General features: G+C 70.1%; 24 protein-coding genes. 13 read left to right on the top strand and 11 right to left on the bottom strand.

The window, feature by feature from the left end:
* Window positions 1–9: 9 nt before the first annotated feature.
* The 4 genes from ABD235_RS04025 to mraZ form a co-directional block, all read right to left on the bottom strand.
* Entirely contained in the window at window positions 10–2,256 is a 2,247-nt protein-coding gene (locus tag ABD235_RS04025; protein WP_344169516.1) for a peptidoglycan D,D-transpeptidase FtsI family protein, read from the bottom strand.
* Window positions 2,257–2,260: 4 nt separating this feature from the next.
* Window positions 2,261–2,878, bottom strand: coding sequence for a cell division protein FtsL (ftsL, locus tag ABD235_RS04020; RefSeq protein WP_344169513.1), 618 nt, complete (start codon window positions 2,876–2,878; stop codon window positions 2,261–2,263).
* The gene (gene rsmH, locus ABD235_RS04015) at window positions 2,878–3,852 is read right to left on the bottom strand and encodes a 16S rRNA (cytosine(1402)-N(4))-methyltransferase RsmH (protein ID WP_344169510.1); all 975 of its coding nucleotides are present in this window, start codon (window positions 3,850–3,852) and stop codon (window positions 2,878–2,880) included. Before rsmH ends, ftsL begins: the two co-directional genes overlap by 1 nt.
* 318 nt (window positions 3,853–4,170) lie before the next feature.
* Entirely contained in the window at window positions 4,171–4,602 is a 432-nt protein-coding gene (mraZ, locus tag ABD235_RS04010; protein WP_344169507.1) for a division/cell wall cluster transcriptional repressor MraZ, read from the bottom strand.
* Between the two features lie 340 nt (window positions 4,603–4,942).
* On the opposite strand from mraZ, the gene ABD235_RS04005 reads away from it, so the two are divergent.
* Genes ABD235_RS04005 through ABD235_RS03995 form a run of 3 tightly spaced genes read left to right on the top strand, consistent with a single transcriptional unit; the run spans window position 4,943 to window position 9,531 of the window.
* Window positions 4,943–5,881, top strand: a complete 939-nt coding sequence (locus ABD235_RS04005) for an AAA family ATPase (protein WP_425553104.1) — start codon at window positions 4,943–4,945, stop codon at window positions 5,879–5,881.
* Window positions 5,882–5,884: 3 nt separating this feature from the next.
* Complete coding sequence (locus tag ABD235_RS04000; RefSeq protein ID WP_344169504.1) at window positions 5,885–7,171, top strand: DUF58 domain-containing protein; 1,287 nt, start codon at window positions 5,885–5,887, stop codon at window positions 7,169–7,171.
* Entirely contained in the window at window positions 7,168–9,531 is a 2,364-nt protein-coding gene (locus ABD235_RS03995; RefSeq protein ID WP_344169501.1) for a transglutaminase TgpA family protein, read from the top strand. The genes ABD235_RS04000 and ABD235_RS03995 overlap by 4 nt, the downstream gene beginning before the upstream one ends.
* A 117-nt stretch (window positions 9,532–9,648) precedes the next feature.
* Here ABD235_RS03995 and ABD235_RS03990 read toward each other — a convergent pair whose 3' ends face one another.
* Window positions 9,649–10,140, bottom strand: coding sequence for a DUF6458 family protein (locus ABD235_RS03990; RefSeq protein ID WP_344169498.1), 492 nt, complete (start codon window positions 10,138–10,140; stop codon window positions 9,649–9,651).
* Between the two features lie 161 nt (window positions 10,141–10,301).
* A complete protein-coding gene (locus ABD235_RS03985) occupies window positions 10,302–10,775 on the bottom strand; it encodes a DUF3040 domain-containing protein (protein WP_344169495.1) in 474 nt (157 codons plus the stop codon).
* Window positions 10,776–10,927: 152 nt separating this feature from the next.
* Here ABD235_RS03985 and ABD235_RS03980 point away from each other — a divergent pair, with 152 nt between their 5' ends.
* The 3 genes from ABD235_RS03980 to ABD235_RS03970 are packed head-to-tail and all read left to right on the top strand — an operon-like array spanning window position 10,928 to window position 13,574.
* A complete protein-coding gene (locus tag ABD235_RS03980; protein ID WP_344169492.1) occupies window positions 10,928–12,139 on the top strand; it encodes a cytochrome P450 in 1,212 nt (403 codons plus the stop codon).
* A gap of 25 nt (window positions 12,140–12,164) precedes the next feature.
* Window positions 12,165–13,367, top strand: a complete 1,203-nt coding sequence (locus tag ABD235_RS03975) for a cytochrome P450 (RefSeq protein ID WP_344169489.1) — start codon at window positions 12,165–12,167, stop codon at window positions 13,365–13,367.
* Window positions 13,368–13,379: 12 nt separating this feature from the next.
* The gene (locus ABD235_RS03970; RefSeq protein ID WP_344169486.1) at window positions 13,380–13,574 is read left to right on the top strand and encodes a ferredoxin; all 195 of its coding nucleotides are present in this window, start codon (window positions 13,380–13,382) and stop codon (window positions 13,572–13,574) included.
* Between the two features lie 431 nt (window positions 13,575–14,005).
* Here the strand turns inward: ABD235_RS03970 and ABD235_RS03965 are convergent, their stop codons facing one another.
* On the bottom strand, window positions 14,006–14,752 hold the full coding sequence (locus ABD235_RS03965) for a class I SAM-dependent methyltransferase (protein ID WP_344169483.1): 747 nt from the start codon (window positions 14,750–14,752) through the stop codon (window positions 14,006–14,008).
* 426 nt (window positions 14,753–15,178) lie between these two features.
* On the opposite strand from ABD235_RS03965, the gene ABD235_RS03960 reads away from it, so the two are divergent.
* The 3 genes from ABD235_RS03960 to ABD235_RS03950 are packed head-to-tail and all read left to right on the top strand — an operon-like array spanning window position 15,179 to window position 17,442.
* On the top strand, window positions 15,179–15,568 hold the full coding sequence (locus ABD235_RS03960) for a hypothetical protein (protein WP_344169480.1): 390 nt from the start codon (window positions 15,179–15,181) through the stop codon (window positions 15,566–15,568).
* A gap of 6 nt (window positions 15,569–15,574) precedes the next feature.
* A complete protein-coding gene (locus tag ABD235_RS03955) occupies window positions 15,575–16,813 on the top strand; it encodes a sensor histidine kinase (RefSeq protein WP_344169477.1) in 1,239 nt (412 codons plus the stop codon).
* A complete protein-coding gene (locus tag ABD235_RS03950; protein ID WP_344169474.1) occupies window positions 16,810–17,442 on the top strand; it encodes a response regulator in 633 nt (210 codons plus the stop codon). The genes ABD235_RS03955 and ABD235_RS03950 overlap by 4 nt, the downstream gene beginning before the upstream one ends.
* A 169-nt stretch (window positions 17,443–17,611) precedes the next feature.
* Here ABD235_RS03950 and ABD235_RS03945 read toward each other — a convergent pair whose 3' ends face one another.
* Window positions 17,612–18,085, bottom strand: a complete 474-nt coding sequence (locus ABD235_RS03945) for an SAV_6107 family HEPN domain-containing protein (RefSeq protein ID WP_344169470.1) — start codon at window positions 18,083–18,085, stop codon at window positions 17,612–17,614.
* A 119-nt stretch (window positions 18,086–18,204) separates the two neighbouring features.
* Window positions 18,205–18,564 (bottom strand): DUF6504 family protein, encoded by a 360-nt coding sequence (locus ABD235_RS03940; protein ID WP_344169467.1) that lies wholly within the window; start codon window positions 18,562–18,564, stop codon window positions 18,205–18,207.
* A gap of 349 nt (window positions 18,565–18,913) precedes the next feature.
* Here ABD235_RS03940 and ABD235_RS03935 point away from each other — a divergent pair, with 349 nt between their 5' ends.
* The 4 genes from ABD235_RS03935 to ABD235_RS03920 all read left to right on the top strand — a co-directional run bounded on the left by ABD235_RS03935 (window position 18,914) and on the right by ABD235_RS03920 (window position 22,047).
* On the top strand, window positions 18,914–19,498 hold the full coding sequence (locus ABD235_RS03935; protein ID WP_344169464.1) for a DM13 domain-containing protein: 585 nt from the start codon (window positions 18,914–18,916) through the stop codon (window positions 19,496–19,498).
* Between the two features lie 44 nt (window positions 19,499–19,542).
* The gene (locus ABD235_RS03930; RefSeq protein ID WP_344169461.1) at window positions 19,543–20,568 is read left to right on the top strand and encodes a DUF4037 domain-containing protein; all 1,026 of its coding nucleotides are present in this window, start codon (window positions 19,543–19,545) and stop codon (window positions 20,566–20,568) included.
* A 10-nt stretch (window positions 20,569–20,578) separates the two neighbouring features.
* On the top strand, window positions 20,579–21,049 hold the full coding sequence (locus ABD235_RS03925) for a YbaK/EbsC family protein (RefSeq protein ID WP_344169458.1): 471 nt from the start codon (window positions 20,579–20,581) through the stop codon (window positions 21,047–21,049).
* Window positions 21,050–21,222: 173 nt separating this feature from the next.
* Window positions 21,223–22,047, top strand: coding sequence for a DUF11 domain-containing protein (locus tag ABD235_RS03920; RefSeq protein WP_344169455.1), 825 nt, complete (start codon window positions 21,223–21,225; stop codon window positions 22,045–22,047).
* A 63-nt stretch (window positions 22,048–22,110) separates the two neighbouring features.
* Here the strand turns inward: ABD235_RS03920 and ABD235_RS03915 are convergent, their stop codons facing one another.
* Complete coding sequence (locus tag ABD235_RS03915; RefSeq protein ID WP_344169452.1) at window positions 22,111–22,833, bottom strand: nucleotidyltransferase domain-containing protein; 723 nt, start codon at window positions 22,831–22,833, stop codon at window positions 22,111–22,113.
* Between the two features lie 4 nt (window positions 22,834–22,837).
* The gene (locus ABD235_RS03910; protein WP_344169450.1) at window positions 22,838–24,751 is read right to left on the bottom strand and encodes an N-acetylmuramoyl-L-alanine amidase; all 1,914 of its coding nucleotides are present in this window, start codon (window positions 24,749–24,751) and stop codon (window positions 22,838–22,840) included.
* Between the last annotated feature and the right edge of the window lie 122 nt (window positions 24,752–24,873).

Below are 24,873 nucleotides of genomic sequence, written 5' to 3'. Positions count from 1 at the left end.
CCTGGGTGATCACCAGGTGATCGGGATGACGGGCTGCTTCGCACCGGTCGGCGGGACCGCGTACTTCTGCAGCGCGTAGCTCATCACGTCTCGGAACACCGGACCTCCCTGGAAACCACCGCCCCGCCCGTTGGTGGGGTCCTGCAGTACGACGTACGTAACGAAGCGCGGGTTGTCGGCCGGGGCGAATCCGGCGAAAGAAGTGGCCCACTTGCGGTAGCAGCCGCAGGCCGAGTCGACCTCCTGCGCCGTACCGGTCTTGCCGGCCACCCGGTAGCCGGCGATCGCGGCCAGCGGCGCCGTACCGCCCTTGCCGGTGACGGCCTCCATCATCGTGGTGACCTGCTTGGCGGCCGACTCGCTGACCACGCGGCGCGGCGGGGCGATCTGGTTCGGCGTCGCGTTGCCGTCGGCGTCGACCCAGTCCTTGATCAGCTTCGGCGGCATGTAGACCCCGCCGTTGGCGACCGCGTTGACCGCGGCGGCCATCTGGACGGCGTTGGCCGACAGGCCCTGGCCGAACGCGACGTTCGACCGGGTCAGCTCGCTCCACTCGTCCCCCGGCGGCATCAGGCCGCGGCTCTCGCCGGGGAAACCGATCCCGGTCGGCTCGCCGAAGCCGAACTTCTTCAGGTAGTGGACGAAGTCGCCGACCGGCATCTGCTGGGCGGCCATGATGGTGCCGACGTTCGAGGACTTGGCCACGACGCCGGCCATGGTCAGGTTCAGCACGCCGTGGTCGAAGGCGTCCTTGATCGTGCGCCGCTGCACGGTGTACGCGCCCGGCACCTGCAGCTTGGTGTCCAGGGAGATCAGCCCGGCGTCGGCCAGCGCCGCCATCGTGACCACCTTCTGCACGCTGCCCGGCTCGTAGACCTGCTCGAGCGCCCGGTTCTTCAGCGCCCCGGTCTTCACCGGCTTGTTCGGGTCGAAGCTCGGGTAGTTGGCCATCACCAGGATCTCGCCGGTCTTGACGTCGATCGTGACCACCGAGCCGGAGCTGGCCTTGTACTGCTTGACCGCCTGCTCGATCCGCCGCTCGGCGAACCACTGCAGGTCGGCGTCCAGCGTGAGCTGCGCCGACACGCCCGGCTTCGGCTCCTCGACGGTGTGGTCGGCATTCGGGATCTTGTTGCCCCGGGCATCGACCTCGTACATCGCCTTGCCGTCCTGACCGGACAGCTTGTCGTTCAGGCCGTACTCGAGCCCGGCCAGGCCCTTGCCCTCGGCGCCGACGATGCCGACCACGTTGGCCGCGATGGTGCCGTTCGGGTGGCTGCGGACCGGGTCGGCCTCGGTGTAGAGGCCGGCCAGCATCGGCTTCTTCTGGTCCTCGGGCAGCGCCTTGTTCTGCTCCTTGATCGCTTTGTTGCGGTCCTTGATCTCGTCGGTGATCTGGTTCCAGGTCTGCGGGCTGACCTTGTTCGCCAGGACGACGTACCGGCCCTTGCCGGTCAGCTTCTTCATCAGCGTCGCGTAGTCGGCCGACGCCAGCCGAGGAGCCAGTACGCCGGCCAGCTGGCTGGCGACCTTGCCCGTCTGCGTCGGGTCCGCGGTGATCGCGACCGCGTCCTCGGAGACCGACAGCGGTACGCCGTTGCGGTCCAGGATCGAGCCGCGGGACGCGTGCAGGACGAACGGCTTGGTGTTCTCCTTGGTGGCGGCCAGCGCGTAGCGGTCCGGGTCGACGCCCTGGAGGATGATCAGCCGCCCGGCGAACAGCGACAGCACCAGCGCCATCACGCCGAACGTCACCCGCAGCCGCAGCGCGGGCCGCCCGAGCTTGAGCAACCGCGGCGGCTTCTTCACCCGAGGCTTGCGGACAGGAGGACGCCTGCTCTGCGGCGGCCGCTTCCGGGGCGCGGCAGTCTTCTTGGCGAGCGGCCGTCCGTCGGGGCCCACTCGCTTGGCCAGGGGACGGCCGTCCGGTCCCACCCGGCGCGCGCCGTCGGCGCTCTTGCGCGGCCGGCTGGCCGCCGTCTTCTTGGCGGCCCGACGCGGCGCGTCCGCGCCGTCGCGCCGAGCTCCGGCCGGGCTGTCGCGCGTCCGGCGGGGCGCGTCCGCGCCCTTGCGGCGGGCTTCTTCCGAACGACGCCGCGGCTGCTCGTCCGGGGCGGGGCGGCGGGGACGCTGTGCAGCGGGGCGGCCGCCCTCTGTGGCGGGGCGACGGGACGACGGAGCCTTGCGGGGCGGGTTGCCCCGGCCCGGTTCACCACCGCGTTTGCGTGGTGGCTCGTCTCCCCGTCGTTCCGTCATCCGATCATCCCCCGGTCGGTGTGGTGGTCCCTGTGTTGGTGTTCGCCGGCGGCTTGGTGTTCGCCGGCGGCTTCACCGGCGTACTGGGCTTCACCGGTGTGCTCGGCTTCACCGGCGTGGTCGGCTTGATCGTGGTCGCGGCCGGCGGCGGCGTGACGGCCGGCGGCTTCGGCGTCGCGGCCTGGACCGGCAGTCCCGGCCCGAACATCGCCGCGCCGGTCCCCGCCTTGCCTTCGGCCGGTACGCCGAGCACGCGCCCGTCGGACAGCCGCAGGAAGACCGGGTTCGGGTTCGGCACCATGCCCATCCGCAGCGACCGGTCGGCCAGGTTCTGCGGCGACTCGAGCGTGCGGACCTGCCGCTCCAACTGCTCCTGCTGGTCGCGCAGCTGGTCGGCCTGCTGGTTCAGCGCCGTGACCTGGAACGTGCCGCGCTGCAGCTCCGTGTTGAGCAGCAGCAGGCCGACCAGGCCGGCCGCCAGCAGCGACACCACGAAGATGACGAACGGCATCCGCGGCGGCCGGAACGGCGCGCCGTACACGATCCGGAGCTTCGGCTCCTGCTTCTTGGCCGGAGCCGCCGGCGTGACCCGTGCCTTGGACGGGCTGAAGACAGTACTCATCAAGCCACCAGCCCTTTCTCGCGGACTCTGGTCGCGGCCCGGACCCGGGCCGAGGCGGCCCGCGGGTTGGCCGCCACTTCGTCCTCGGTCGGCCGTTCGGCCCCGCGGGTGAGCAGTTTCAGGTACGGCTCGTGACCGGCCGGGATCACCGGCAGGTCGTCCGGTACGTCGGACTTGGCGCCGGCCGCCAGCGTCTGCTTGGTGATCCGGTCCTCGAGCGAGTGGTAGCTCATCACGACGATCCGCCCGTGCAGCGCCAGCGACGCGACCGCCGCCGGCAGCGCGCGCCGCAGGACGTCGAGCTCGCCGTTGACCTCGATCCGCAGCGCCTGGAAGGTCCGCTTGGCCGGGTGCCCCCCGGTCCGGCGGGCTGCCTGCGGGATCGCGTCGCGCACCAGCTCCGACAGCCGGGCGCTGTTGGTGAACGGCTCGACCTCCCGGGCCTTGACGATCCGGTCGGCGATCTTGCGGGAGAACTTCTCCTCGCCGTACTGGAACAGGATCCGGGCCAGGTCGGCGGCGCTGTAGGTGTTCAGGACGTCGGCGGCCGTGGTCGGCGCCGTCGAATCCATCCGCATGTCCAGCGGCGCGTCCTGCGCGTAGGCGAAGCCGCGGTCGGCCTCGTCCAGCTGCATCGAGGACACGCCGAGGTCGAACAGGATGCCGTCGATCGCGGGCACGTCGAGCTCGTCGAGGACGCGCGGCAGCTCGTCGTACACGGCGTGCACGAACGTGGTGCGTTCGGCGTACGGCGCGAGCCGCTCGCCGGCGAGCCGCAGCGCGGCGGGGTCACGGTCGAGCCCGATCAGCCGCGCCTCGGGGCACCGCTGAAGGAACGCCTCGGAGTGTCCGCCGAGCCCGAGGGTCGCGTCGACGAGGACGGCACCGGGGTGCTGGAGGGCGGGAGCCAGGAGGGCGACGACCCGGTCGAGCATGACGGGGACGTGGCGGTCGGACGGCGTGGGTTCGGTCATGGCGTCAGCCACCCGTCCCCTGCGCGTCGCGCTCTGCACCGTCCATCTCGACCCTTCCGATAGCCGCGGGAGCGACCCTGCCCCCGCGGGTTCTTCGTCCTGCTGTGTTGCTGCTGGGGGCGGTTGGAACGTCGGGTGGAGGAAAGTGGAGGAGAACTGTTCGTCCGGTCAGATCGCGGGTTCGCCTTCCGGGGAAGTACCCGTGGCCTTGGCGCCGGGGAAGTGGCGCCAACACCCGAGTCGGAAGTCGGACCCGTGATCTCACCGGACGTCCGGTGTCCACCTGTCCTCTTACGGCAAGGTCGTGCTCGGTGCTGCTCAGAAGATCCCGGGCAGTACCTCCTCGGACAGGTCGGCGAACGCCTGCTCCTGCTCCGCGGAGTACCTGTTCCAGTTCTCCGTGTTCCAGATCTCCACCCTGTTCATCGCCCCGATGACGACGCAGTCGCGATCCAGTCCTGCGTAATCGCGCAGCATCGGCGGGATGGTGACCCGGCCCTGCTTGTCCGGCACCTCGTTGGAGGCTCCGGCGAACAGCATCCGCAGGTAGTCCCGGGCACCCTTGTTGGTGATCGGAGCCTGCTTCAACTGCTCGGTCAGCTGCACGAACTCCGCCTCGGGCCACACGGACAGCGAACGCTCCTGCCCGCGGGTGATCACCAGACCCTCGGAAAGTTCGTCGCGGAACTTCGCCGGCAGGAACAACCGACCTTTGTCGTCGAGCTTGGGGAAGTGCGTCCCGAGGAACACGCTCCACCTCCCCGTTGCGGACTCTCCGTCTCAGGTCGAGCTGATTTCCACCAAATCAGTACCACTGCGCTCCACCTTACTCCACTTTGCCCCACCGTCAACCAAATCCGCCCCGTTTCGCTCCTCTCGTACGCTGGGTGGGAAAGATCCCCATCGACAGGTGATGGATCAGCGACACCCGGTGAGGATGGCTGTCACCGGCGCCGAAACGGCCGGTAACGAATTCCGTGCAGGGCTAGGCCCGACCCCGCGCCCGGGTCAGAATGAGTCGGCCAACAACCAATGGGGAGGACTCAGGGTGAGCACCACCGCGACCAGCTCGGCCATGGACTTCGACGAGCTGACAGAGGTGGCGGGACGGGTCCGCCGAGCCATCGAGACAGTCATCGAAGGCAAACCCGATGTCGTCGAGACAGCAGTCACCGTGCTGCTCGCCGAAGGACATCTACTGATCGAGGACGTGCCGGGCGTCGGCAAGACGATGCTGGCCAAGGCACTGGCCCGCTCGATCGACTGCACCGTGCGCCGCATCCAGTTCACGCCCGACCTGCTGCCGTCGGACATCACGGGCGTGTCGGTGTTCAACCAGGAGGTCCGCGACTTCGAGTTCAAGCCGGGCGCGGTGTTCGCGAACATCGTGGTCGGTGACGAGATCAACCGGGCCTCGCCGAAAACCCAGGCCGCGCTGCTGGAGTCGATGGAGGAGCGCCAGGTCACCGTCGACACCACGACGTACCAGCTCGAGGCGCCGTTCATGGTGATCGCGACGCAGAACCCGATCGAGATGGAGGGCACCTATCCCCTGCCCGAGGCACAGCGCGACCGCTTCATGGCCCGCGTCTCGATGGGGTACCCGGAGCCGGCCGCCGAGCTGCGGATGCTCGACGGGCACTCGGCCACCGACCCGCTGAACAACCTGCAGCCGGTGACCGACAGCCAGCAGGTGCTGCGACTGGTCAAGACGGTCCAGTCGGTGCACGTGTCGGAGTCCGTCAAGGAGTACGCCGTCGCCCTGGTCGGTGCGACCCGCCGCTCGCAGGAGCTGCGCCTCGGCGCCAGCCCGCGCGCGACTCTGCACCTGATCCGGGCCGCCCGGGCCGCCGCCGCTCTGGACTCGCGCGAGTTCGTCCTGCCGGACGACCTGCAGGAGCTCGCCGTACCGGTCCTTGCGCACCGCGTCCTCCCGGCGGCCGAGGCGCACCTCGGTGGTCGCGGCGCGAGTGACATCATCACCGGGCTCGTCGCCTCCGTGCCGCTGCCCCGCACTCGCCGGGACTGAGGCATGAGGCAGGCACTCCGCGGACTCACCACCCGGGGGCGGGCGTTCGTCGCTGCCGGGATCACCGCGTCGCTGTGCGCTCTGCTGCTCGGCCAGAAGGACCTGCTGCGCGTCGGCATCCTCCTGGTCGCTCTGCCGGTGGTGGCCGCTCTGGTGGTCGGCCGCACCCGGCTGCGTCTGCAGGTACGACGCAGCTTGGCGCCGGCGCAGGTCACCGTCGGCACGACGGCCACGGTGGAGCTCGCTCTGAGCAACGAAGGCCGGATGCCGGCCGGACTGTTGTTGCTGGAGGACCGGATTCCCTACGTGCTCGGCCACCGGCCACGGTTCGTGGTGGACCGGGTCAGCCCGAACTGGAAGCGCACTGTCACCTACCCGGTGAAGTCGGACGTCCGGGGGCTGTTCCAGGTCGGACCGTTGATGCTGACGGTCGCCGACCCGTTCGGGCTGGTGGAGACGAGCCGGACCTTCGCGCGCAGTCAGTACCTGCTGGTCACGCCACGGGTGCACAAGCTGCCCGAAGTACGGCTCGGCTCGGACCGCGCGGGATCGGGCGAGAACCGGCCCCGCGCGATCGCGTCGGCCGGTGAGGAGGACGCGACCGTTCGCGAGTACCGCGACGGCGACGACCTCCGCCGCGTGCACTGGCGCTCGACGGCCCGCCGCGGGTCGCTGATGGTGCGTCGCGAGGAGCAGCCCTGGCAGAGCCGGTGCGCGATCTTCCTCGACGCCCGCATCATCTCCCACCACGGGCACGGACCGTCGTCCAGCCTGGAGTGGTCGGTCAGCGCGGTCGCCTCGATCGGCGCCGACCGGATCCGGCGCGGCTACGTCACCACCCTGCTGGGCGGACCGACGACGCTGTCCGCGATCACCCACCGCAGCTCGACCGCGGTGCACCAGCCGCTCACCACGCAGCAGCTGCTGACCGAGTGCGCGACGGTGGAGGAGCACAAGTACGCCGAGGTCGGTCCGCTGCTCACCGTCGACCGGCACGTCCAGGAGCCCAGCCTCGCGATCGCCGTCGTCGGTGCCTGCACCAGCGACGACATCACCGCACTGAACCGCTGGCGGACCGGACAGGCCACCGGCGTCGCGCTGCTGCTCGACGCGGTCAGCTGGGCCGTCGGCGTCGAGGGCACCGAGAAGGCGAACCGCCTGGCCGCCGCCACGGACGCCACCGAATCAGAACTCCGCCGCAACGGCTGGCGCGTCGCCAGAGTCCGCCGCGGCGACCCCCTGCCCACCGTGTGGTCCAGCCTGGGACTGCGGAGCGGAAGGATCGCATGACCGGACACGTGAGAATTTCGCTCGCCGCGTGGGTGGCGACGGTGCTCGGTGCGCTCGTGCTGGCGCCGGTGTTCTCCGGGCCGTTCCTGTTCATCAGTGCGTTCCTGTGCGCCATCGTCACCGGCACCGGCATCCTGCTGCAGAACCTGCGCGCCCCGCGGTTCGTCGTACCGGTCATTCAGCTGGTGGTACTCGTCGAGGCGCTGTCGCTGATCTTCCTGCGCGACACGCTGCACTTCGGGCTGCTGCCGTGGAAGGAGACCGCGCTCGAGTTCAACCAGCAGATGGTGAACGCGATGAGCGCGATCAACCGCTTCAGCGCGCCGCTGCCGGCCGACGACCACCTGACGCTGTTCGCGGCGTCGGTGATCTCGGCGACCGGGCTGCTGATCCACCTGATCGCCGTACAACTCCGTCAGGCGGCGTGGTCCGGACTGCTGCTGCTCACCATGTACACGGTGCCGGCCGCGACCGTGCACGGCGGACTGCCGGCGCTGCTCTTCATCCCGCCGGCCGTCGGCTACATCGTGCTGCTGGCCGCGGAAGGCCGGACCCGGCTGAGTCGTTGGGGGCGCCGGATCTCCGGCGTCTCCCACCTGGACGCGTCCGAACCGATCGAAGCCTCCGCGCTCGGCCAGGCCGGCCGCCGGATCGGCCTGAGCGTGATCGCCCTCGCCGCGCTGCTGCCCGCCCTGCTGCCGGCGTTGCCGGAAGGTGTCATCGGCAACGGTCTCGCCGGTGGCGGCACCGGCCCCGGGATCGGCGCCTCGATCACCTCGACCGACCCGATGCTCGACATGGGCAAGAACCTGAAGCGCGGCGACAACGTGACCGCGCTGACCTACACCGGCGGCCCGGCCGGCGGGACCTACCTGCGGCTGACCGCGCTGGACCAGTTCGACGGCAACACCTGGCGGATCTCGCCGCGGACCGAGGGCCAGAAGATCACCGACAACGACCTGTCGGCGCCGCCCGGCTTCAACGGTGACCTGAGCAAGGTGCCGACCACCGAGATGAAGATCGACGTCAGCCGGAACCTGCGCTCGCAGTTCGCGCCGGTGCCGTACCCGCTGCGCTCGATCTCGCTGAAGGACCGCTGGCGGTTCGACGCGTCGTCGCTGGACGTCGTGTCCACCAACGGCGGCGGTGGGGTGGCCGGCAAGAACTACCGGCTCAAGGCGTACCAGCTGCCGCTGACGCCGGAGGTGCTGCAGGCGACGCCGCCCGGCTCGGAGCCCGACGAGTACACCAGCCAGATCCCGAACCGGAACATGGACGACATCCGCGACCTGACCTACAAGGTCGTCGCGGACGCGGGCGACAACCGGTTCCAGCAGGCCGTCGCGCTGCAGAACTTCTTCCGCGGCGGGGACTTCACCTACAGCACCGACACCGACAACAAGAGCGGCATGCCGGCGCTGCGCAACTTCCTGCTGCGGGACCGGGTCGGCTACTGCGAGCAGTTCGCCACCGGGATGGCGCTGATGGCGCGCGTGCTCGGGATCCCCTCGCGCGTCGGCATCGGCTTCCTGCCCGGCCAGCCCGGCAAGAACGGCCAGTACGTCGTACGGATGCACGACATGCACGCCTGGCCGGAACTGTACTTCCCGGGGCAGGGCTGGGTCCGTTTCGAGCCGACCCCGTCGGCGCGGGTCGCGACCACCCCGAGCTGGACCGAGCCGGCCGCGCCGCTGCCGTCGACGCCGACCGCCGCGCCGACGACCGCGCCGACCACGCCCGGTTCGACCACGGACCCGGAGTTCGAGCGTCCCGGCGACCGGAACCTGCCCGACGACAACGGCCTCGTCCCGGTCGACTCCGGCAACTGGTTCAGCAACGGCGGCGCCCAGGCGATCGGTATCGGCGTCGTCGTGGTCTTCATCCTCGGCATCCCGTGGCTGATCCGCTCCCTGACGCGTCGCCGCCGCTTCGCCCGCCCTCCGGGGCGTGCTGGCGTCGAGGGCCTCTGGGCGGAGATCCGCGACACCTCCCGCGACCTGGGCCTCGACTGGTCCGACAGCTCAACCCCACGCCAGCTCGGCGACTGGATGACCACCAAACTGCCCGAAGCGGTGCATCCCCAGGCCCACCGCCTGGCCCGAGGCCTGGAGTCCGTCCGTTACGCCGGTCTGACCGATGCCGAAGTCGACCTGCGCACCGAAGCAGCCGACGTCCGCAAGGCCCTGTGGTCCCAAGCCAAACTCGTCCGACGCTGGCGAGCCCGCCTGCTGCCCCCGTCCTGGCGCTGGTATCTCAACCGAGGCAGCGCCGAGGCGTCGGACCTGCTGGACGAGTTCGACCTCCTGCTGGCGAGGATCCGCAGCACGCTCCTCCCCCGCCGCAGCAGACACGCGGACTGAGCAACAGAACCCGCCGGCACAGCCGGCTGGGTCCGGGGCGGAGTTGCCCCTCCCCACCCCCATCACCACAAGAACCCCCGGGCCACCTGGTCCGGGGGTTCTGTCTGTGGGGGTTGTTCAGTTGGTACGACGGCGCGGCTGTTCGGGGAGGCCGCTGGCGGAGGGGTCCAGCTCGATGGTGCGCTCTCCGCTCGGGGGCTGCTCGACCGGCGGCTGTTCCGGCGTACGCGGCTTGTCGACCGCCTGAACAGGGTCGAAGTGCTCGCCGAGTTCCGACTCGACCGGCTGCGGGGTGATCGGCTGGGGCTTCGCCGTTTTGGCAGGCTTCGCCGTACGGCCCTCCGGACGGTGCTCGATCCGGGTGTGGTGCTCGTCGTGGCTCGCCTCGACGGTGCGGTACTGCTCCTCGACCGCCGGGTCGATCGCGTCCGTCGGCACCCGGCGCCGGTCGTTGGTGATCTTGTACGACAACCAGATCCCCGCCGCGCCGGCCAGCATGATCACCACCCCGACGACGGTCAGGTTGACCGCCCCGGCGTCGTCGTCCCGGATCCCGAAGGCAAGGATCGCGCCGACGGCGATCAGGAAGATCCCGACTCCGATGCTCATACTCAAACTCCCAACGACGACCGTGGGCGACCTGGCGACCGCCCTGAACGCGTGCGGTCCACCGGTACCCACAGTGACCGGGAGTGATGTATCGAGAGCGCAAACCAGAACCACACCCGGCGTACGGCGCGGGTGTGGTCGCAGTGTCGGTCAGCGCGGGTTCAGAGGTCCTCGTCGCGCCTGCGGCGCCAGCGGTCTTCCATCCGCTCCATGAAACTGCCGGACGAGTCGTGCCTGGTCCGGTGCTTCTTGCTCGGCGGCGGGGGCGGCGGCATGTCGTCACCGTCGGCAGCGTTGCTGATCCGCTTCATGCTCAGCGCCGCGACGTACAGACAGGCCACCATCACCACGAAACCGATGACGCCGATGATGGTGTTGGGAATGATCGCGCCGGCCATCAGAATCACGATGCCCAGCACGAATCCAACGCCGGCCAGAACTGCCCGGCGCTTGTAGTACAAGCGCACATTGGTTCCTCGCATGGCGGAGACGAACTTCGGGTCTTCCGCAGCGAGGGCACGTTCGAGCTGCTCGAACTGGCGCTGCTCTTCTTCCGAGAGGGGCACCGTCGATCCCTCCATGGTGAGCGCGATCTCGATAGGCCGAGTCCAGTCTAGGCCGCCGGTGCGGTCCACGAAACCCTGACCGCCTGTCCCGCGCGTCACGGTCCGGCAACCGATCGCGCGGAAGCCTGATCCAACAATCGTTTAAGTCAGGCGCTTGACTTAACAAGGCCTGCGAACGATGCTGTACGGACCGGCACCGAACGATGACGGAAGGTGACGCGATGTCGCTCGACGCAGCTCCGCAGCTCCATTATCCGATGCCCAAGGCAACAGGTTGTCCGTTCGACCCACCGCCGGAGCTACGGACCCTGCAGGCCGCCGAGCCGCTGTCGAAGGTGACGTTGTGGGACGGCAGCACGTCGTGGTTGGTCACGCACTTCGCCCACCAGCGCACGCTGCTCGCCGACGCCCGCGTCAGCGCCGACCGGACCCGGGACGGCTTCCCGATCCTCCAGCCGAACACACCGAGGACCGGCAGCCCGGTCGGGTTCATCTCGATGGACGACCCCGAGCACTCCCGGCTGCGCCGGATGGTGACCGCGCCGTTCATGATCAAACGCGTCCGCGCGATGGAACCGGGCGTCCAGCGGATCGTCGACGACCTGATCGACCAACTGCTGGCCGGGCCGCGACCGGCCGACCTCGTCGAGGCGTTCGCCCTGCCGGTGCCGTCGCTGGTGATCTGCCAACTGCTCGGCGTCCCGTACGACGACCACGACTTCTTCCAGGTCAACAGCAAGGCCCTGATCAAGATCGAGACGCCGCTGGAGGAGCGGATGGCCGCGCGCGAGCGGCTGACGTCGTACCTGGACGAGCTGGTCGGCCGGAAGCTGACCGAGCCGGGCGACGACGTACTGACCGAACTCGCCGCGCGGGTGACGGCCGGCGAGCTGACCCGCGAGGAGGCGGCCGGGATCGGCGTCCTGCTGCTGGTCGCCGGGCACGAGACCACCGCGAACATGATCGCCCTCGGCACCCTGGCCCTGCTCGAGCACCCGGACCAGCTCGCCGTACTGCGCGACTCCGACGACCCGGCCGTGGTCAACAGCGCGGTCGAGGAGTTGCTGCGCTACCTCAACATCACCCACCGAGGCCTGACCCGCGTCGCGCTGAGCGACATCGAGATCGCCGGGCAGACGATCAAGGCCGGCGACGGGCTGATCTTCCCCAACGACATCGCCAACCGCGACCCGGAGGTGTTCGACGAGCCCGATGTGCTCGACGTACGGCGCGACGCCAAGCGGCACGTCGGGTTCGGCTTCGGCATCCATCAGTGCCTCGGGCAACCACTCGCGCGGATGGAGCTGCGGGTCGTCTACAGCACGCTCTACCGCCGCATCCCCACGTTGCGCGCCGCCGTCCCGTTGGACCAGGTCGACTTCAAGCACGACGCGATCGTGTACGGCGTGCACAAGCTGCCCGTGACCTGGTGACCGTCGTGCTGTCGAGAGGAGATCGATGAAGGCCGCACTCCCGGCGTACCCGATGCCGAAGGCAACTGGTTGCCCGTTCGACCCATCGCCGGAGCTGAGGTCGCTGCAGGCCGAGGAGCGGCTGGCGAAGGTGCGGATCTGGGACGGCAGTACGCCGTGGCTGGTGACCCGGTTCGCCGACCAGCGGGCGCTGCTCGCCGATCCGCGGGTCAGCGCCGACAGCACCCGGCCCGGGTACCCGGACAGCATCCCGAACGTCGCGCGGGAACGGGACAGCTTCGCGTTCATCCAGATGGACGACCCGGAGCATGCCCGGCTGCGGCGGATGGTGACCGCGCCGTTCATGATCAAACGCGTCCGCGCGATGCAGCCCGGCGTACAGCAGATCGTCGACGACCTGATCGACCGGATGCTCGCCGGGCCGCGACCGGTCGACCTGGTCGAGGCGCTCGCCCTGCCGGTGCCGTCGCTGGTGATCTGCCAGCTGCTCGGCGTCCCGTACGACGACCACGACTTCTTCCAGGAGACCAGCCGGCTGCTGATCCGGATCGAGACTTCGCCGGAGGAACGCAAGGCGGCCGCCGACCAGTTGATCGCGTACCTCGACGACCTGATCGGCCGGAAGCTCGCCGAGCCGGCGGACGACGTCCTGACCGAGCTCGCGGAGCGTGTCCGTACCGGCGAGCTCACCCGGCGCGAGGCCGCCGGCACCGGCATCCTGCTGCTGGTCGCCGGGCACGAGACCACCGCGAACATGATTGCCCTCGGCACCCTCGCGCTGCTGGAGCACCCTGCGCAGTTCGCCGTACTGCGCGACGCCGACGACCCGAAGGTGGTCGCGCGGGCCGTCGAGGAACTGCTGCGGTACCTCAACATCACCCACCGCGGCCGCCGCCGCGTCGCCGCCGAGGACTTCGAGTACGCCGGCCAGCAGATCCGCGCCGGCGACGGCCTGATCTTCCCCAACGACCTCGCCAACCGCGACCCCGAGGCGTTCGACCACCCCGACGTGCTCGACGTCGAACGCGACGCCCGCCGCCACGTCGCCTTCGGCTTCGGCGTCCACCAGTGCCTCGGCCAGCCGCTGGCCCGGATGGAGCTGCAGGTCGTCTACAGCACCCTCTACCGCCGCATCCCGACGCTCCGCCGAGCCGTCGCCCTGGACGAGGTCGCCTTCAAGCACGACGCCCAGATCTACGGCGTCTACTCCCTGCCCGTCACCTGGTAATCGAGGATCCGCATGAAGATCACCGTCGATCAAGACAGCTGCATCGCCTCCGGGCAGTGCGTCCTGACCACGTCCGAAGTCTTCGACCAACGAGACGACGACGGCATCGTCGTGCTTCTCGAGGAGAGTCCGCCTGAGGCCCTCTCCCCCGACGTCCACGAAGCGGCCGCTCTCTGCCCGGCCCGGGCGATCCAGGTCGCCGACTAGCGGTCAGACGCTCCGTCCGGTGAGCGGTGCCCGCTCAGCAGTCAGCGGACCACAGGCACATCCCCGAACGTGCACCACTCACCAACCGCCCTCACCGAAGTCTCGTTCGCCGTATTCCCGCGTGGCACGCCGACCAGACGCCGGTTGCTGAGTGCTGCCCGTCCGCCTCGACGTGCACGTCAGCGCCGACGTGCACCACCGTCCAACCAACCTCACGAGGCCCTTCCGCGCCATCCACCCGCCTGACAGAGTCCAACGGCAGCGGCATAGACGGTGGTGCACGTCGCCCGGCAGACCACCCGCCTGCATCCGCGAGTACCCAGCGAAGGACCACGGCCGGGTCGAGCCTTCGGCGAACGTTGTTGATTCTTTCCGGCCAGTCACCACCGACGACACGACCCGCGGAGGGCAGCGCTCCGCGCCGGAGTCGGCTAGCGGGTGGCGAGGATGTGGAGTTGCGGGGACAGCGCGCGGAAGGCGGGGTGTTGGCTGGCGGCTCGTTCGAGGTCGGCCAGGGCTTCGGCGGCGCCGGCTTCGGAGTCGACGATGGCGGCGGGGACGAGGTCGGTGAAGGTGCGGACACCGTGGACGGTGTGAACCATGAAGCCGGCTTCGGCCAGTTGGGCGACGATGGCTGCCTCGTCGAAGCGGCGGGGCATCGGATCGGCGGGGCCCCAGCGGCCGTCGGGGTCCTGGAGGGCGGTACGGGCTTCGGTGAGGTGACCGGCGAGGGCGCGCGCCAGGACGACGGCGTTGCGCTGGGCAACCAACAGGCTGAGGACGCCGCCGTCTCGTAGTACCGAAGCCATCGCCTGAAGGGCCTGTGCCGGGTCGTCGACGACCTCGAGTACGCCGTGGCAGAGGACCGCGTCGGCGGTCGCCTTGCCCGCGACCTGCGGCAGATCCGCCGCGTCGCCCTGGACGCCGCGCACCAACTCGCGCACACCTTCGTCCGAAGCGCGCCGCTCGAGCGAAGCCAGGGCGTCCGGGCTCGGGTCGACCACCGTCACGCGGTGACCTTCGACCGCCAGCGGTACGGCGAACCCGCCCGTGCCACCACCCAGGTCGACGATGTCGAGCCCCGCGGTCGGGTCGGTCCGGGTCCGCCCGGCCAGCGCAACCCGCAGCGCCTCGGCCACCAGCGCCGTCCGCATCGAACGCCGACGTCGGTCGACCATTCAGACACCCCTCCCAGCAAGCCCAACCCACCTGACCACGCCGGCCGTCGTACCGCCGATCGCACCACAACCCTACGGCCCCGGCTAAGAGCTGCCGTACCAGGCCTCTTCGCGCAAGTACGCCTTCGGCTCGCGGGCGGTCTCACTCCCCTCCGGCTCCCCTTCCGTCCCCCTGCCCCACTCCGCTGCTTTCCTTCCCATCCTTCTCCAGCCGCCAGCCGCAATTCCTATCCTTCCTCGCAGCGGTCCCGGAGTGCCGACCAGCTGGGCTGAGGCGAAGAGACCGGTTAGGCGATGTCGAATGGGGCGGGGCGACGTCGGACCCCCGCTTGCAGCTCTCGGCAGAGCTCCGGGTCAGCTGATTGGTTGAGTGGGTGGGGCTGGTTGGGGGATGTCGGGTGGGGGCTGCGCTAGCAGGGTGGGGGTATGGGACAGCGCGCGGTGGAGCAGGGTGTGGTTGCGGTCGGGGGCCTTCGGCGGGTTCGGGGGTTGGTGGCGGCGTACGCCGTACTGAGTTTGGTGACGTTGGGGGTGATTGTGGGGCTGCGGAAGACGGCGGCGGTGACTGATGCGGTGTGGGTGCGCGGGTCGATCGTGGCGGTGACGTCGGTGGTGATGTTCGGGTTTGCTCGGAGTGCGGCGCGGGGGTCGGCTCGGGGGTTGCTGCGGTTGCGGGTGATGGCTGCGGTGATGCTGGTGGCGATCGTGGTGATTCTGGTGATTCCTGGAGACTTTCCGGGGTGGTTGAAGGTGGAGCAGGGGGTTTGTGGGGTTTTGTTGCTGGGAGTTGTGGTGCTGGTCTCGAGGAAGAAGTAGCGACGGATGAGTGGTGCGACGCCGCGGTTGTTCTGGGCGCGGGAGCCGCGGTGGTACCCGATGGTCACCGTCGCGCCGTACGTGCTGCTCGTGCTGCTGGCCGGCTACACAGTTGCTGCCGAGTGGGGTGACTCGCGGGCGGTGGTGATCGACCTGGTGCTCTGCGGGGTGCTGGCTGCGTGGATGGTGTGGATGTTCACCCTGCACCCGGACTGGCGGGAGCGGCCAGGGGTGATGGTGGTGTTCGTCGCCGGGGTGCTGGTGCTGATGGCGGTGCTGATTCTGCGGGCGCCGTGGTTCGGGTTCTTCTGCATCGCGGGGTACGCGTACACGTTCGCGGTGCTGCCCTGGCCGTGGCGGCTGGCGGGGGCGGCGGGGGTCGCCGTGCTGGCGGGGACGTCGCAGATGCACGGCGTACCGAAGTCGACGGCGTTCGAGCTGACGACGTACGTGCTGGTGGTGGCGATCAACGTGATCGCGATCTGCGTGGCGGCGTGGATCTTCTGGAACAGCGACGAGCACAACAAGCAGCGCAAGCTCGCGCTGGCCGAGCTCGGTGAGGCGAACCGGCGGCTGGAGGCATCGCTCGCCGAGAACGCCGAGTTGCACGACCGGCTGGTCGCGCAGGCCCGCGAGGCCGGCATGCTCGACGAGCGGCAGCGGATGGCCCGCGAGATCCACGACACGCTGGCGCAGGGGCTGACCGGGATCATCACGCAACTGCAGGCAGCGGAGCATGCTGCCGATCAGCCGGCGGGATGGCGTCGACATGTCGAGGCGGCGACCGGGCTGGCACGGGAGAGCTTGTCCGAGGCCCGTCGGTCGGTGCACGCACTGCGGCCGGAGGCGCTCGAGGTCGCCCGGCTGGGTGAGGCCCTTGCGACGGTGGCCGAGCGATGGTCGGCATTGCAGGGAGTTCCGGTGCAGGTGACCACGACCGGTACGCCGCGGCCGCTGTCCGCTGAGGCCGAGGCGGCACTTCTCCGTACGGCGCAAGAGGCGCTGGCGAACGTCGCCAAGCACGCCGGCGCCGACCGGGTGGGGGTCACGCTCTCCTATCTCGACGAGCAGGTGGCGCTGGACATCCGGGACAACGGGCGAGGGTTCGCCCCGGGCGCCGGTGGTGGATTCGGGTTGGTCGGGATGCGGGAGCGGGCGGAGGCTTTGGCCGGCAGTTTGCAGATCGAGTCCGAGCCGGGCGGGACGGCGATTTCGGTCAGCCTCCCGACGGGAGGGAACTCGTGATCACGCTGGTGATCGCCGACGACCATCCGGTGGTGCGGGACGGGTTGAGCGGGATGTTCGCCGCGGATCCGGACTTCGAGGTGGTCGGGCAGGCCGGCGACGGGGCCGAGGCCGTGCGGTTGGCGCGGGCCCTCGTCCCGGACGTGATCCTGATGGATCTGCGGATGCCGGGGATGGACGGCGTCGCGGCGATCACCGAGCTCGCACGCCTGGAGCTTGCGACGCGAGTTCTCGTGCTGACGACGTACGACACCGACAGCTACGTGGTGCCGGCGATCGAGGCCGGGGCGACCGGGTATCTGCTGAAGGACGCGCCGCGGGAGGAACTGGTCCACGCGGTTCGGGCGGCGGCGCGCGGAGAGTCGGTGCTCTCGCCGGCGGTGGCTCAGCGGTTGATGAGCAGGTTCCGTACGCCGGTTGCCGATGCGTTGAGCGCGCGGGAGCTGGAGGTGCTCCAGTTGGTGGCCGCTGGCAACAACAATCGGGAGGCGGCGCGGCTGCTGTTCATCAGCGAGGCGACGGTGAAGACGCACCTGCTGAACATCTACGCCAAGCTCGAGGTCAACGACCGGGCCGCCGCGGTGGCGGAGGCGTTCAACCGCGGACTCCTCACGCCGAAGCAGGCTTGAGTTCGCCCCCGGGGCCTGGACGCGGTGGTGTAGGACGCCGGACCTGCTGAAGGACCCCGGTGGATTGGCGGGCCGGGGTCCTTCAGGTGGGTGGGCGGGTGATGAGGCCGCCCAGCTGGCCGGCTTGCGGGGAGGAACGGGGGGCCTCACCGCAAGCCAGGTGTGGAGGTCAGCTGGCCTGCATCCAGGACTGGGCCAGGACCGACTGGGGTTCGGAGTACTCCGGGAGGGTCTGCTGGGTGGTGATGTGCAGGCTCTCCTCGACCAGGCCGTAGAACGTCTCGACCTCGCGGATCAGGTCGTCGGCCTCGCGGGTGCTGACGGCTCGCTCCAGGCCGGCTTCGGCGGCGGCGCGCTGGGAGGCGCCGGCGGCGAAGAAGCTGGCCCACTCGGCGAACTCGGGCGCGACCTCGGCGAGCAGGACCCAGGCGTTGCGCTGGACCCGGCGGCGCGGGCCGGAGCGGACCGGGCGGGCCCGGACGGCGAGGACCGCGGCGGCCAGGCGCAGGGCGGCGACGTGGGCGGTGGAGTACCGGATCAGGTGGTCGCTCGTCTCCCGGGCCTCGGCCAGTGCGGCGCGGGCACGGGACAGGTCGCGGGTCGCCGATCCGGCGGCGGCCGGGGAAACCGGTGAAACGGTCATCGGTTACTCACCCTTTCCACAGATCACGGGCTGAAGCTCGGACTCCTGCGCGGAGTCCGTGAGCGGCTGGTCGTCTCGTGGGAGCTGGAGGCTGGTCGTCCGGAGCAGACGGGACAGGGTCATTGGTCGGTCACCCGCTCCAGCTGCCAGCGGCCCGAGTCCGGGTCGTGGGCCAGGTCGAACATCTCGCGGCGGGCGTGCCGGCCGCAGCCGGCCTCCACCCGGTAGACCGAGCGGCGCGGGCCCCAGTCGGCGTCCAGGACCCCGACGGCGGCGGACGATCCGGCCGCGACGGCGGTCGCCGTGGCGCCGACGCCCGAGCCGATCACTCCGCGCTCCCACCAGGCGGCGGTCTCGGTCCAGTGCGCCTGCACCGCGCAGACCATCCAGAGCCGGCCGCGCCACAGGAACTGCTCCGGAGACTCGATGCCGTCCACGACGCCGGAACGCACCTCAACGGCTTCGTCGAACTCCCACATGCTCCATCGCCTCCTGTGCGCGAACTTCCCCTGGGTAGCGGCCCGGTGGGTGGGCGCCGGGTGGGGGTCGAGGTCCACCTCGGCGCCCGGCCCACCGGGTCCGCCGGTCACCGATGCGGCCGCAACTCCGCACCGGAGCCGAGCAGTTGTGCCGATCGCCCCGCTCCGGACTCCCGACGAACCCGGGTCCGAGGCAATCGAACATCTGTTCGAACACTCACAGCGTAACCGCGCCCGCCGACAGACGTCAACGGGCCGTAAGCTCCGGCGCGCCCCGCGCCCGGCCGCGTCGGGCCAGACTGGTGCCACCCCTCCGAAGGCACCAGATCGAACGAGAGCGAGCGGACCGATGGCGGCACCGAAACGCACACTGGCAGTCGTCGTCGCCGGGGCAGCAGTGGTCGCCGCCGTGGCGCTGCCGCTCTTCCAGCCGTGGCGGGTGTTCACCGACACGGTCGTCGACGAGGCCCTGCCAGGCGTCGTACCGACCACTGCTCCGTCTCTCATGCCTTCATCCTCCAAGGCGCCACCGACAATTTCCGTTCGGAAGCCGAGCAGCCCCACACCGACGAAGGACGAAGCGCCGGCGGTCCTCAGCCGGGGCACGTTCGTCACCCACGAGCACGACACCTCCGGCGCCGTGTCGATCGTCCGGCTGCCTGACGGCTCACGGATCCTGCGGCTGGAGAACCTGGACACCTCTGATGGCCCCGACCTCGAGGTGTGGCTGAGCGACGCGAAGGTTGTCGAGGGCAAGGCCGGCTGGCACGTGTTCGACGACGGCAAGGCCAGGAGCCTCGGGCAACTGAAGGGCAACAAGGGCAGCCAGAACTACGCGATCCCCGCTGAGGTCGACCTCGGGGACTTCAGCAGCGTCTCGATCTGGTGCAACCGGTTCAACGTCTCGTTCGGCGCCGCCGAGCTGAAAGCCTGAAAACCTGATGCAGGCAAGGCGTTCCGGCCCTAGGGTCGGGACGCATGACGACCTTCCGTTCGGCGCGGGAGCTGAGCCAGGGCTTCCACGCCGACGTCATCCGCCCGCTGCTCGGCAGTACGCCGTACGCCGCGGGCCTGCTCGGCTGGGGCTCCGACGTGCTCGGCTACGACACCGAGCGGTCGACGGATCACGGCTGGGGCCCGCGGCTGCAGGTGTTCGTCGACGCCGGCCAGGTCGACCAGGTGAAAGCACTCGTCGAGCAAGGCCTTCCCGACGAGTACGACGGACACCCGGTGCGCTTCGGCTGGGACACGCAGGAGCCGATCCACCACATCACCGTGACGACGCTCTCCGACTGGCTCCAGGACCTGCTCGGCTTCGACGCGACCGCTGACCTCAGTAAGGCGAACTGGCTGATCACCCCGCAGCAGAAGCTCCTCGGCGTCGTCGCCGGGCCCGTGTACACCGACGACGGGCGGCTGCAGCCGGTCCGCGACGCCCTGCGCTGGTACCCGGACGACGTGTGGCTCTGGATGCTCGCCTGCCAGTGGTCGCGGATCGCCCAGGAGGAACCGTTCGTTCAGCGAACGTTCGAGGTCGGCGACGACCTCGGCTCCCGGATCCTCGTCGCCCGCCTGGCCCGCGACGTGCTGCGGCTGGCGCTGCTGATGGAGCGCGCCTACGCGCCGTACGCGAAGTGGCTCGGCACGGCGTTCAGCCGGCTCGGGCACGCGGACGGGCTCGACGCCCTGCTCGCGCAGGCCCTCGCGGCCGAGGAGCAAGGGGATCGCGAGCACGCGCTGGTCTCGGCGTACGAGTTGGTCGCGCGCCGGCACAACAAGCTGGGCATCACCGACGAGGTCGACCCGACGCCCCGGCAGTTCCACGAACGGCCGGCCATGGTGCTGGGCGCGGAGCGGTTCGTCGAGGCATGCCTGGCGAAGGTGAAGGACGAGCACCTGCGCGGGCTGCCGCTGGTCGGTTCGGTCGACCAGTTCGCCGACAGCACGGACCTGCTGAGCAACCCGGCGGCGTACCGGCAACTGCTGAAGATCTACGAGAAGTAAGGTCGCGAACGTGAGCACTCATCCCAATGTCCAGCGAGTCGCGGACGCCCTGGCCGCAGCCGGAGCGAACGGACGGATCCGGATCCTCGACGAGGCCGTCCCGACCGCGGCGGCCGCGGCGGCGGAGCTCGGCTGCGAGGTCGGCGCGATCGCGAACAGCCTGATCTTCGACGGCGACGGTACGCCGGTGCTGATCCTCACCTCGGGCGCGCACCGCGTCGACACCGCGAAGCTGGCCGCCGAGCTCGGCCTGACCAAGCTCAAGCGGGCCACACCGGAGTTCGTGAAGCAGCACACCGGCCAGTCCATCGGCGGCGTCGCCCCGGTCGGTCACCCGGCGCCGGTCCGCACACTCGTCGACACCGCGCTCGACCAGTACGCCGAGATCTGGGCCGCCGGCGGCATCCCGCACTCGGTCTTCCCCACCACGTACGCCGAGCTTCTCCGCGTCACCGACGGCACCCCGGTCGTCGTCAACTAGCCGCAACCAGCAGTTGACCACGGCAACGTCCTGTGAGGTTGACCACAGTGTGTAGCGGCTCCATACTGCACTGACCGCCGTCGTCGGCGGTTCTGTGGGGGCAGATCACTGGGGTTCATTCACACCATGGGGGGCTTGCCATGCATGCCTGGAAGTTAGTTCGTGCTGCGCTGGTGACAGCCGTCGCCGGCGCCGGCCTGGTCGCGGCTCCGCAGGTCGCGAACGCCGTACCGCCGTCCAGTGCGATCGAGGTCAGCACGGCCTCGGTGGCGCCCGGGCAGACGTTCACGGTCACCGAGACGCTGTACAACGACAGGGACTTCACGATCGTCGGGGGCAAGGCCGGCATGTACGCCAAGGATCCGGCGTACCTGCCCAACCTGGTCGACATCGTGTCCTGCCCGGAAGCCTTCGCCTGCGACCAGCTGGGCAGCAGCTACCGGGCCGGTTTCCACGACGTCCCGGCGGGTGAGTCCCGGACCGTGACGTGGACCTTCCGGGTCAAGGACGACGCCCCGGCCGGGACCATCACGCTGCAGCACCAGTTCATCGGCGAGAACTACGCGTTCGAGACCTTCGACGGTCCGGCGCTGACCATCACGCCGGTGCAGACGACCGCCGACGTCGCGGTGTCGATGACCGCGTCGGTGCGGACCCTGGTCTTCGCGCGGATCACGTACACGATCACCGTGAAGAACAACGGTCCGGCTGCCGCGACCGGCATCCGGGTGGTCGGGACGTACCCGGCCGGGCTCGGCTACGCCGGGTCGAGCTGCCCGCGGGTCGGGACGACGAGATCGGTCAACTGCGACATCGCCTCCCTGGCCAGTGGCGCGAGTACGACGCGGACGCTGACGGCGGACGCCGGACTGCTGACGCTTGGATCGCTGGTCGCCACCGCTCAGCGGACCACGAGTTCGCCGGCCGACCCGGAGTCGGGCAACGACAAGGCGACCCGGAGCTGCACCGCGCTCACCAGCCTGATCGTGCGGTGCTGACCACCGACTGAGCCGCAGTCCGGTCGCGGGTCTCGAGACCCGCGGCCGGACTGCACGCCTGGGTCAGACGATGCTGGGGATCTTCGCCCGCAGGTAGGTCCGGGTGAGGTCGGCGCGGTGGAGACGCCAGCTCGTCGAGCGGTTCACCGCGCCGCCGTACCGACGCCGGTGGATGTCCTCGACGACGGCCGCCGGTGCTCCGAGCGCCGGGAGCCGCGCGAGCGCGGCCTGCTTGGTGATCAGCGTGCCGGTGCGCAGCGTGGTCTCGGCGCGGGCCAGGGTGACCATCGCCAGGTCGACCCAGATGTCGCGGAGCCAAGGGCGCCGCTTCCGCGTGACCGGGTGCCAGAAGGTGAGCAGGTCGGTGCGGACGAAGTCCGCCAGCTCGGCGTCGGTGGTTGCTGGAAGCAACGATGAGGGTGGCGGCCCGGCCAGCGCCCGATCGGCGAGCAGGAGCTCGCGTCGGGTGACCGGGGTGACCGGACGGGCGAAGTAGCGCTCCTGGGCGAAGGTCGGGTGCCGGAGCGTGGCGTCGGCGAGGGAGTCGACGGGGATGTAGGTGCAGTGCAGGCGACGGCCCAGAGGTGACGTCAGCGGCCGGTGGATCGCCTTGATGGCCGCGGGATCAGGGTCACCCGCGACGACGCAGACCAGGTCGAGGTCGCTGCGCGACGGGACGAAGTCGCCGAGGGCCAGCGAACCGTGGACCCAGATTGCCTGAGCCGGCAAAGACGACGTGGACGCGACGAAGCCGTCCAGCAGTCGCTGAACGGCTTCGTCGGTCATGCGGTCAGACCGCCGGACGCAGGTCCACGTCGGCGGCCCGGACGTACGCCATCCGGTGGCCGAACCAGATCTGGTAGTACCGGTCGTTGCCGAGCACCTGGACGTGGTCGGTCGGCGGCTGTCCGTCGAAGGTGGTCGCCCGGTAGTAGTCGGTCTCGATGGTCGCGTCGCCGACCGGGTAGGCCTGACCCGCCAGGATCGAGTACTGCAACGGGGTCACGGTCTGGTACGGAATGCCCGTCGGGTACGCCGCCTGCTCCGGGTACGCCCGCCCGTAGACCGGTACGGACGTCTTGCCCGCCTTCGGCTTCACCACGAGCCCCGGCTTGGCGAACGCGTCCGGCGCGGACGCCGGGCTCTTGAACCAGGCCAGCGCGCCCAGGTACCAGACGGCCACCCAGTCCCCCGACCGCTGCGCGACGACGTACTGCGAACCGGCCGCCGCCCGCGCGCCGATGTCGGAGACCTGCGTCGTCGAGGCCGACGAGCCCGGCCGCAGCCCGAGGTCCTTGACCAGCGGGGCCGCGTCGTCCGGCGCCTGGCGCAGGTAGACGAAGTTCGTCCCCTGCGGCGCGCACGTCGTACCGGCGCCGGTGCAGTCGGTCACGACCTGCACGTTCGAAGCGAAACCGGGCTTCACCGTCACGATCGAGCCGGCCTTCACGGGGAAGATCTTGTGCCCGTAGATCGGCGCCCCGAGCAGGTCGAAGTAGTGCTCCCAGTCCCAGTACGGTCCCGGGTCCCAGTGCATCCCCGCGACGGTCGACGGGATCGTCCCCGGCACCTGGTCGTGGCCGATGATGTGCGCGCGGTCCAGCGGGATGTGGTTCTTCTGGGCGAGGTACTTCACCAGCCGCGCCGAGTTCCGGTAGAGCGCCTCGGTGTACCAGGTCGCGCCCTGGGCGGCGAAGCCCTCGTGCTCGATCCCGATGCTGTGCATGTTCACGTACCAGTTGCCGGCGTGCCAGGCGACGTCCTTGGCCTTCACGTGCTGCCAGGTGTGCCCGTCCGACGAGCGCATCGTGTACTGCCAGCTCACGTACGTCGGGTCCTGCACCAGGTTCAGCGTGCCCTGCCAGCCGCCCTCGGTGTCGTGGATGACGATGTAGTCGATCTTGCCGGTCTTCGGGCGGTTCGCGAGGTCGTGGTTGCCGTAGTCCCCCGCCGTCTCACCGGTCTTCTCGTACGGCGCCGGCAGCGACTCGCAGGCGAGCCCGGCCGGGCACTCGACACCGGCCGAGTCCTTCGCGCCGGCGGCCAACTTCAGCCGGGACACCTGGTTCCGCTCCGGCGCAACCGCGACCGCCGGCATCGAGACCTGCTGGCCGACGTTCGTCGTCCGCGACGCGCCACGGGCGAGGATCGCGTAGACGTCGTCGGCGAAGGCCGAGGCGCCGACGCGGTTGGACGAGCCGGAGTAGGACGCGACAGCGCCGTACCACTCGGCAGGCGACGTCGTGGCGCCGACCGGCAGCCCCAGCGACTTCTGGTACGACGCCAGCACCGCAGCACCGCCCGCCACGTTGGCCGCGGCGTCGTTGCGCAGTGCGACCGGGTCCAGCCCGGTCAGGTCGGAGGCCTCGTACAGAGTGCGCAGTGAGTCGCCCTTGGCGAGCTTCTGCCCGGCCGAGCGTTCCACCACTGCACTCGGGTCGCCGGCGGTCAGGTGCATCGGCCCGTAGCCGCCCGACGTGCTCGACTGGCCCTGATGGTCGTCCCAGCGGGTCTCCGCGTAGGACACGGCCAGCAGCACGGACTCCGGTACGCCGTACTGCTGCGCGGCGGCGTGGAATGCGGCCGCCAGGCCCGGCGCCGGCGCGGCCGCCTCCGCCGGCGGACCGCTCGACGACACGCCGATCGCGGCTATGGGCAGCGCCAACGCGGCCAGGGCGGCGAGAATCTTCGGACGACGACGCATGTTCGATCTCCCTGATCTGGAGTGTGTGGCGGTCACGCAGACCGGCAACCTGATCACTCTGGGTCCGGGCGCACCGAGATGTCAACGGTTAACCAAAACTCGCGGCAAGACGTTCGTAACTG

This window comes from Kribbella lupini (assembly GCF_039529595.1).
Taxonomy (GTDB): domain Bacteria; phylum Actinomycetota; class Actinomycetes; order Propionibacteriales; family Kribbellaceae; genus Kribbella; species Kribbella lupini.
The sequence above is the reverse complement of the archived record's forward strand: the minus strand, read 5'-3'. Positions and strand labels throughout refer to the sequence as shown.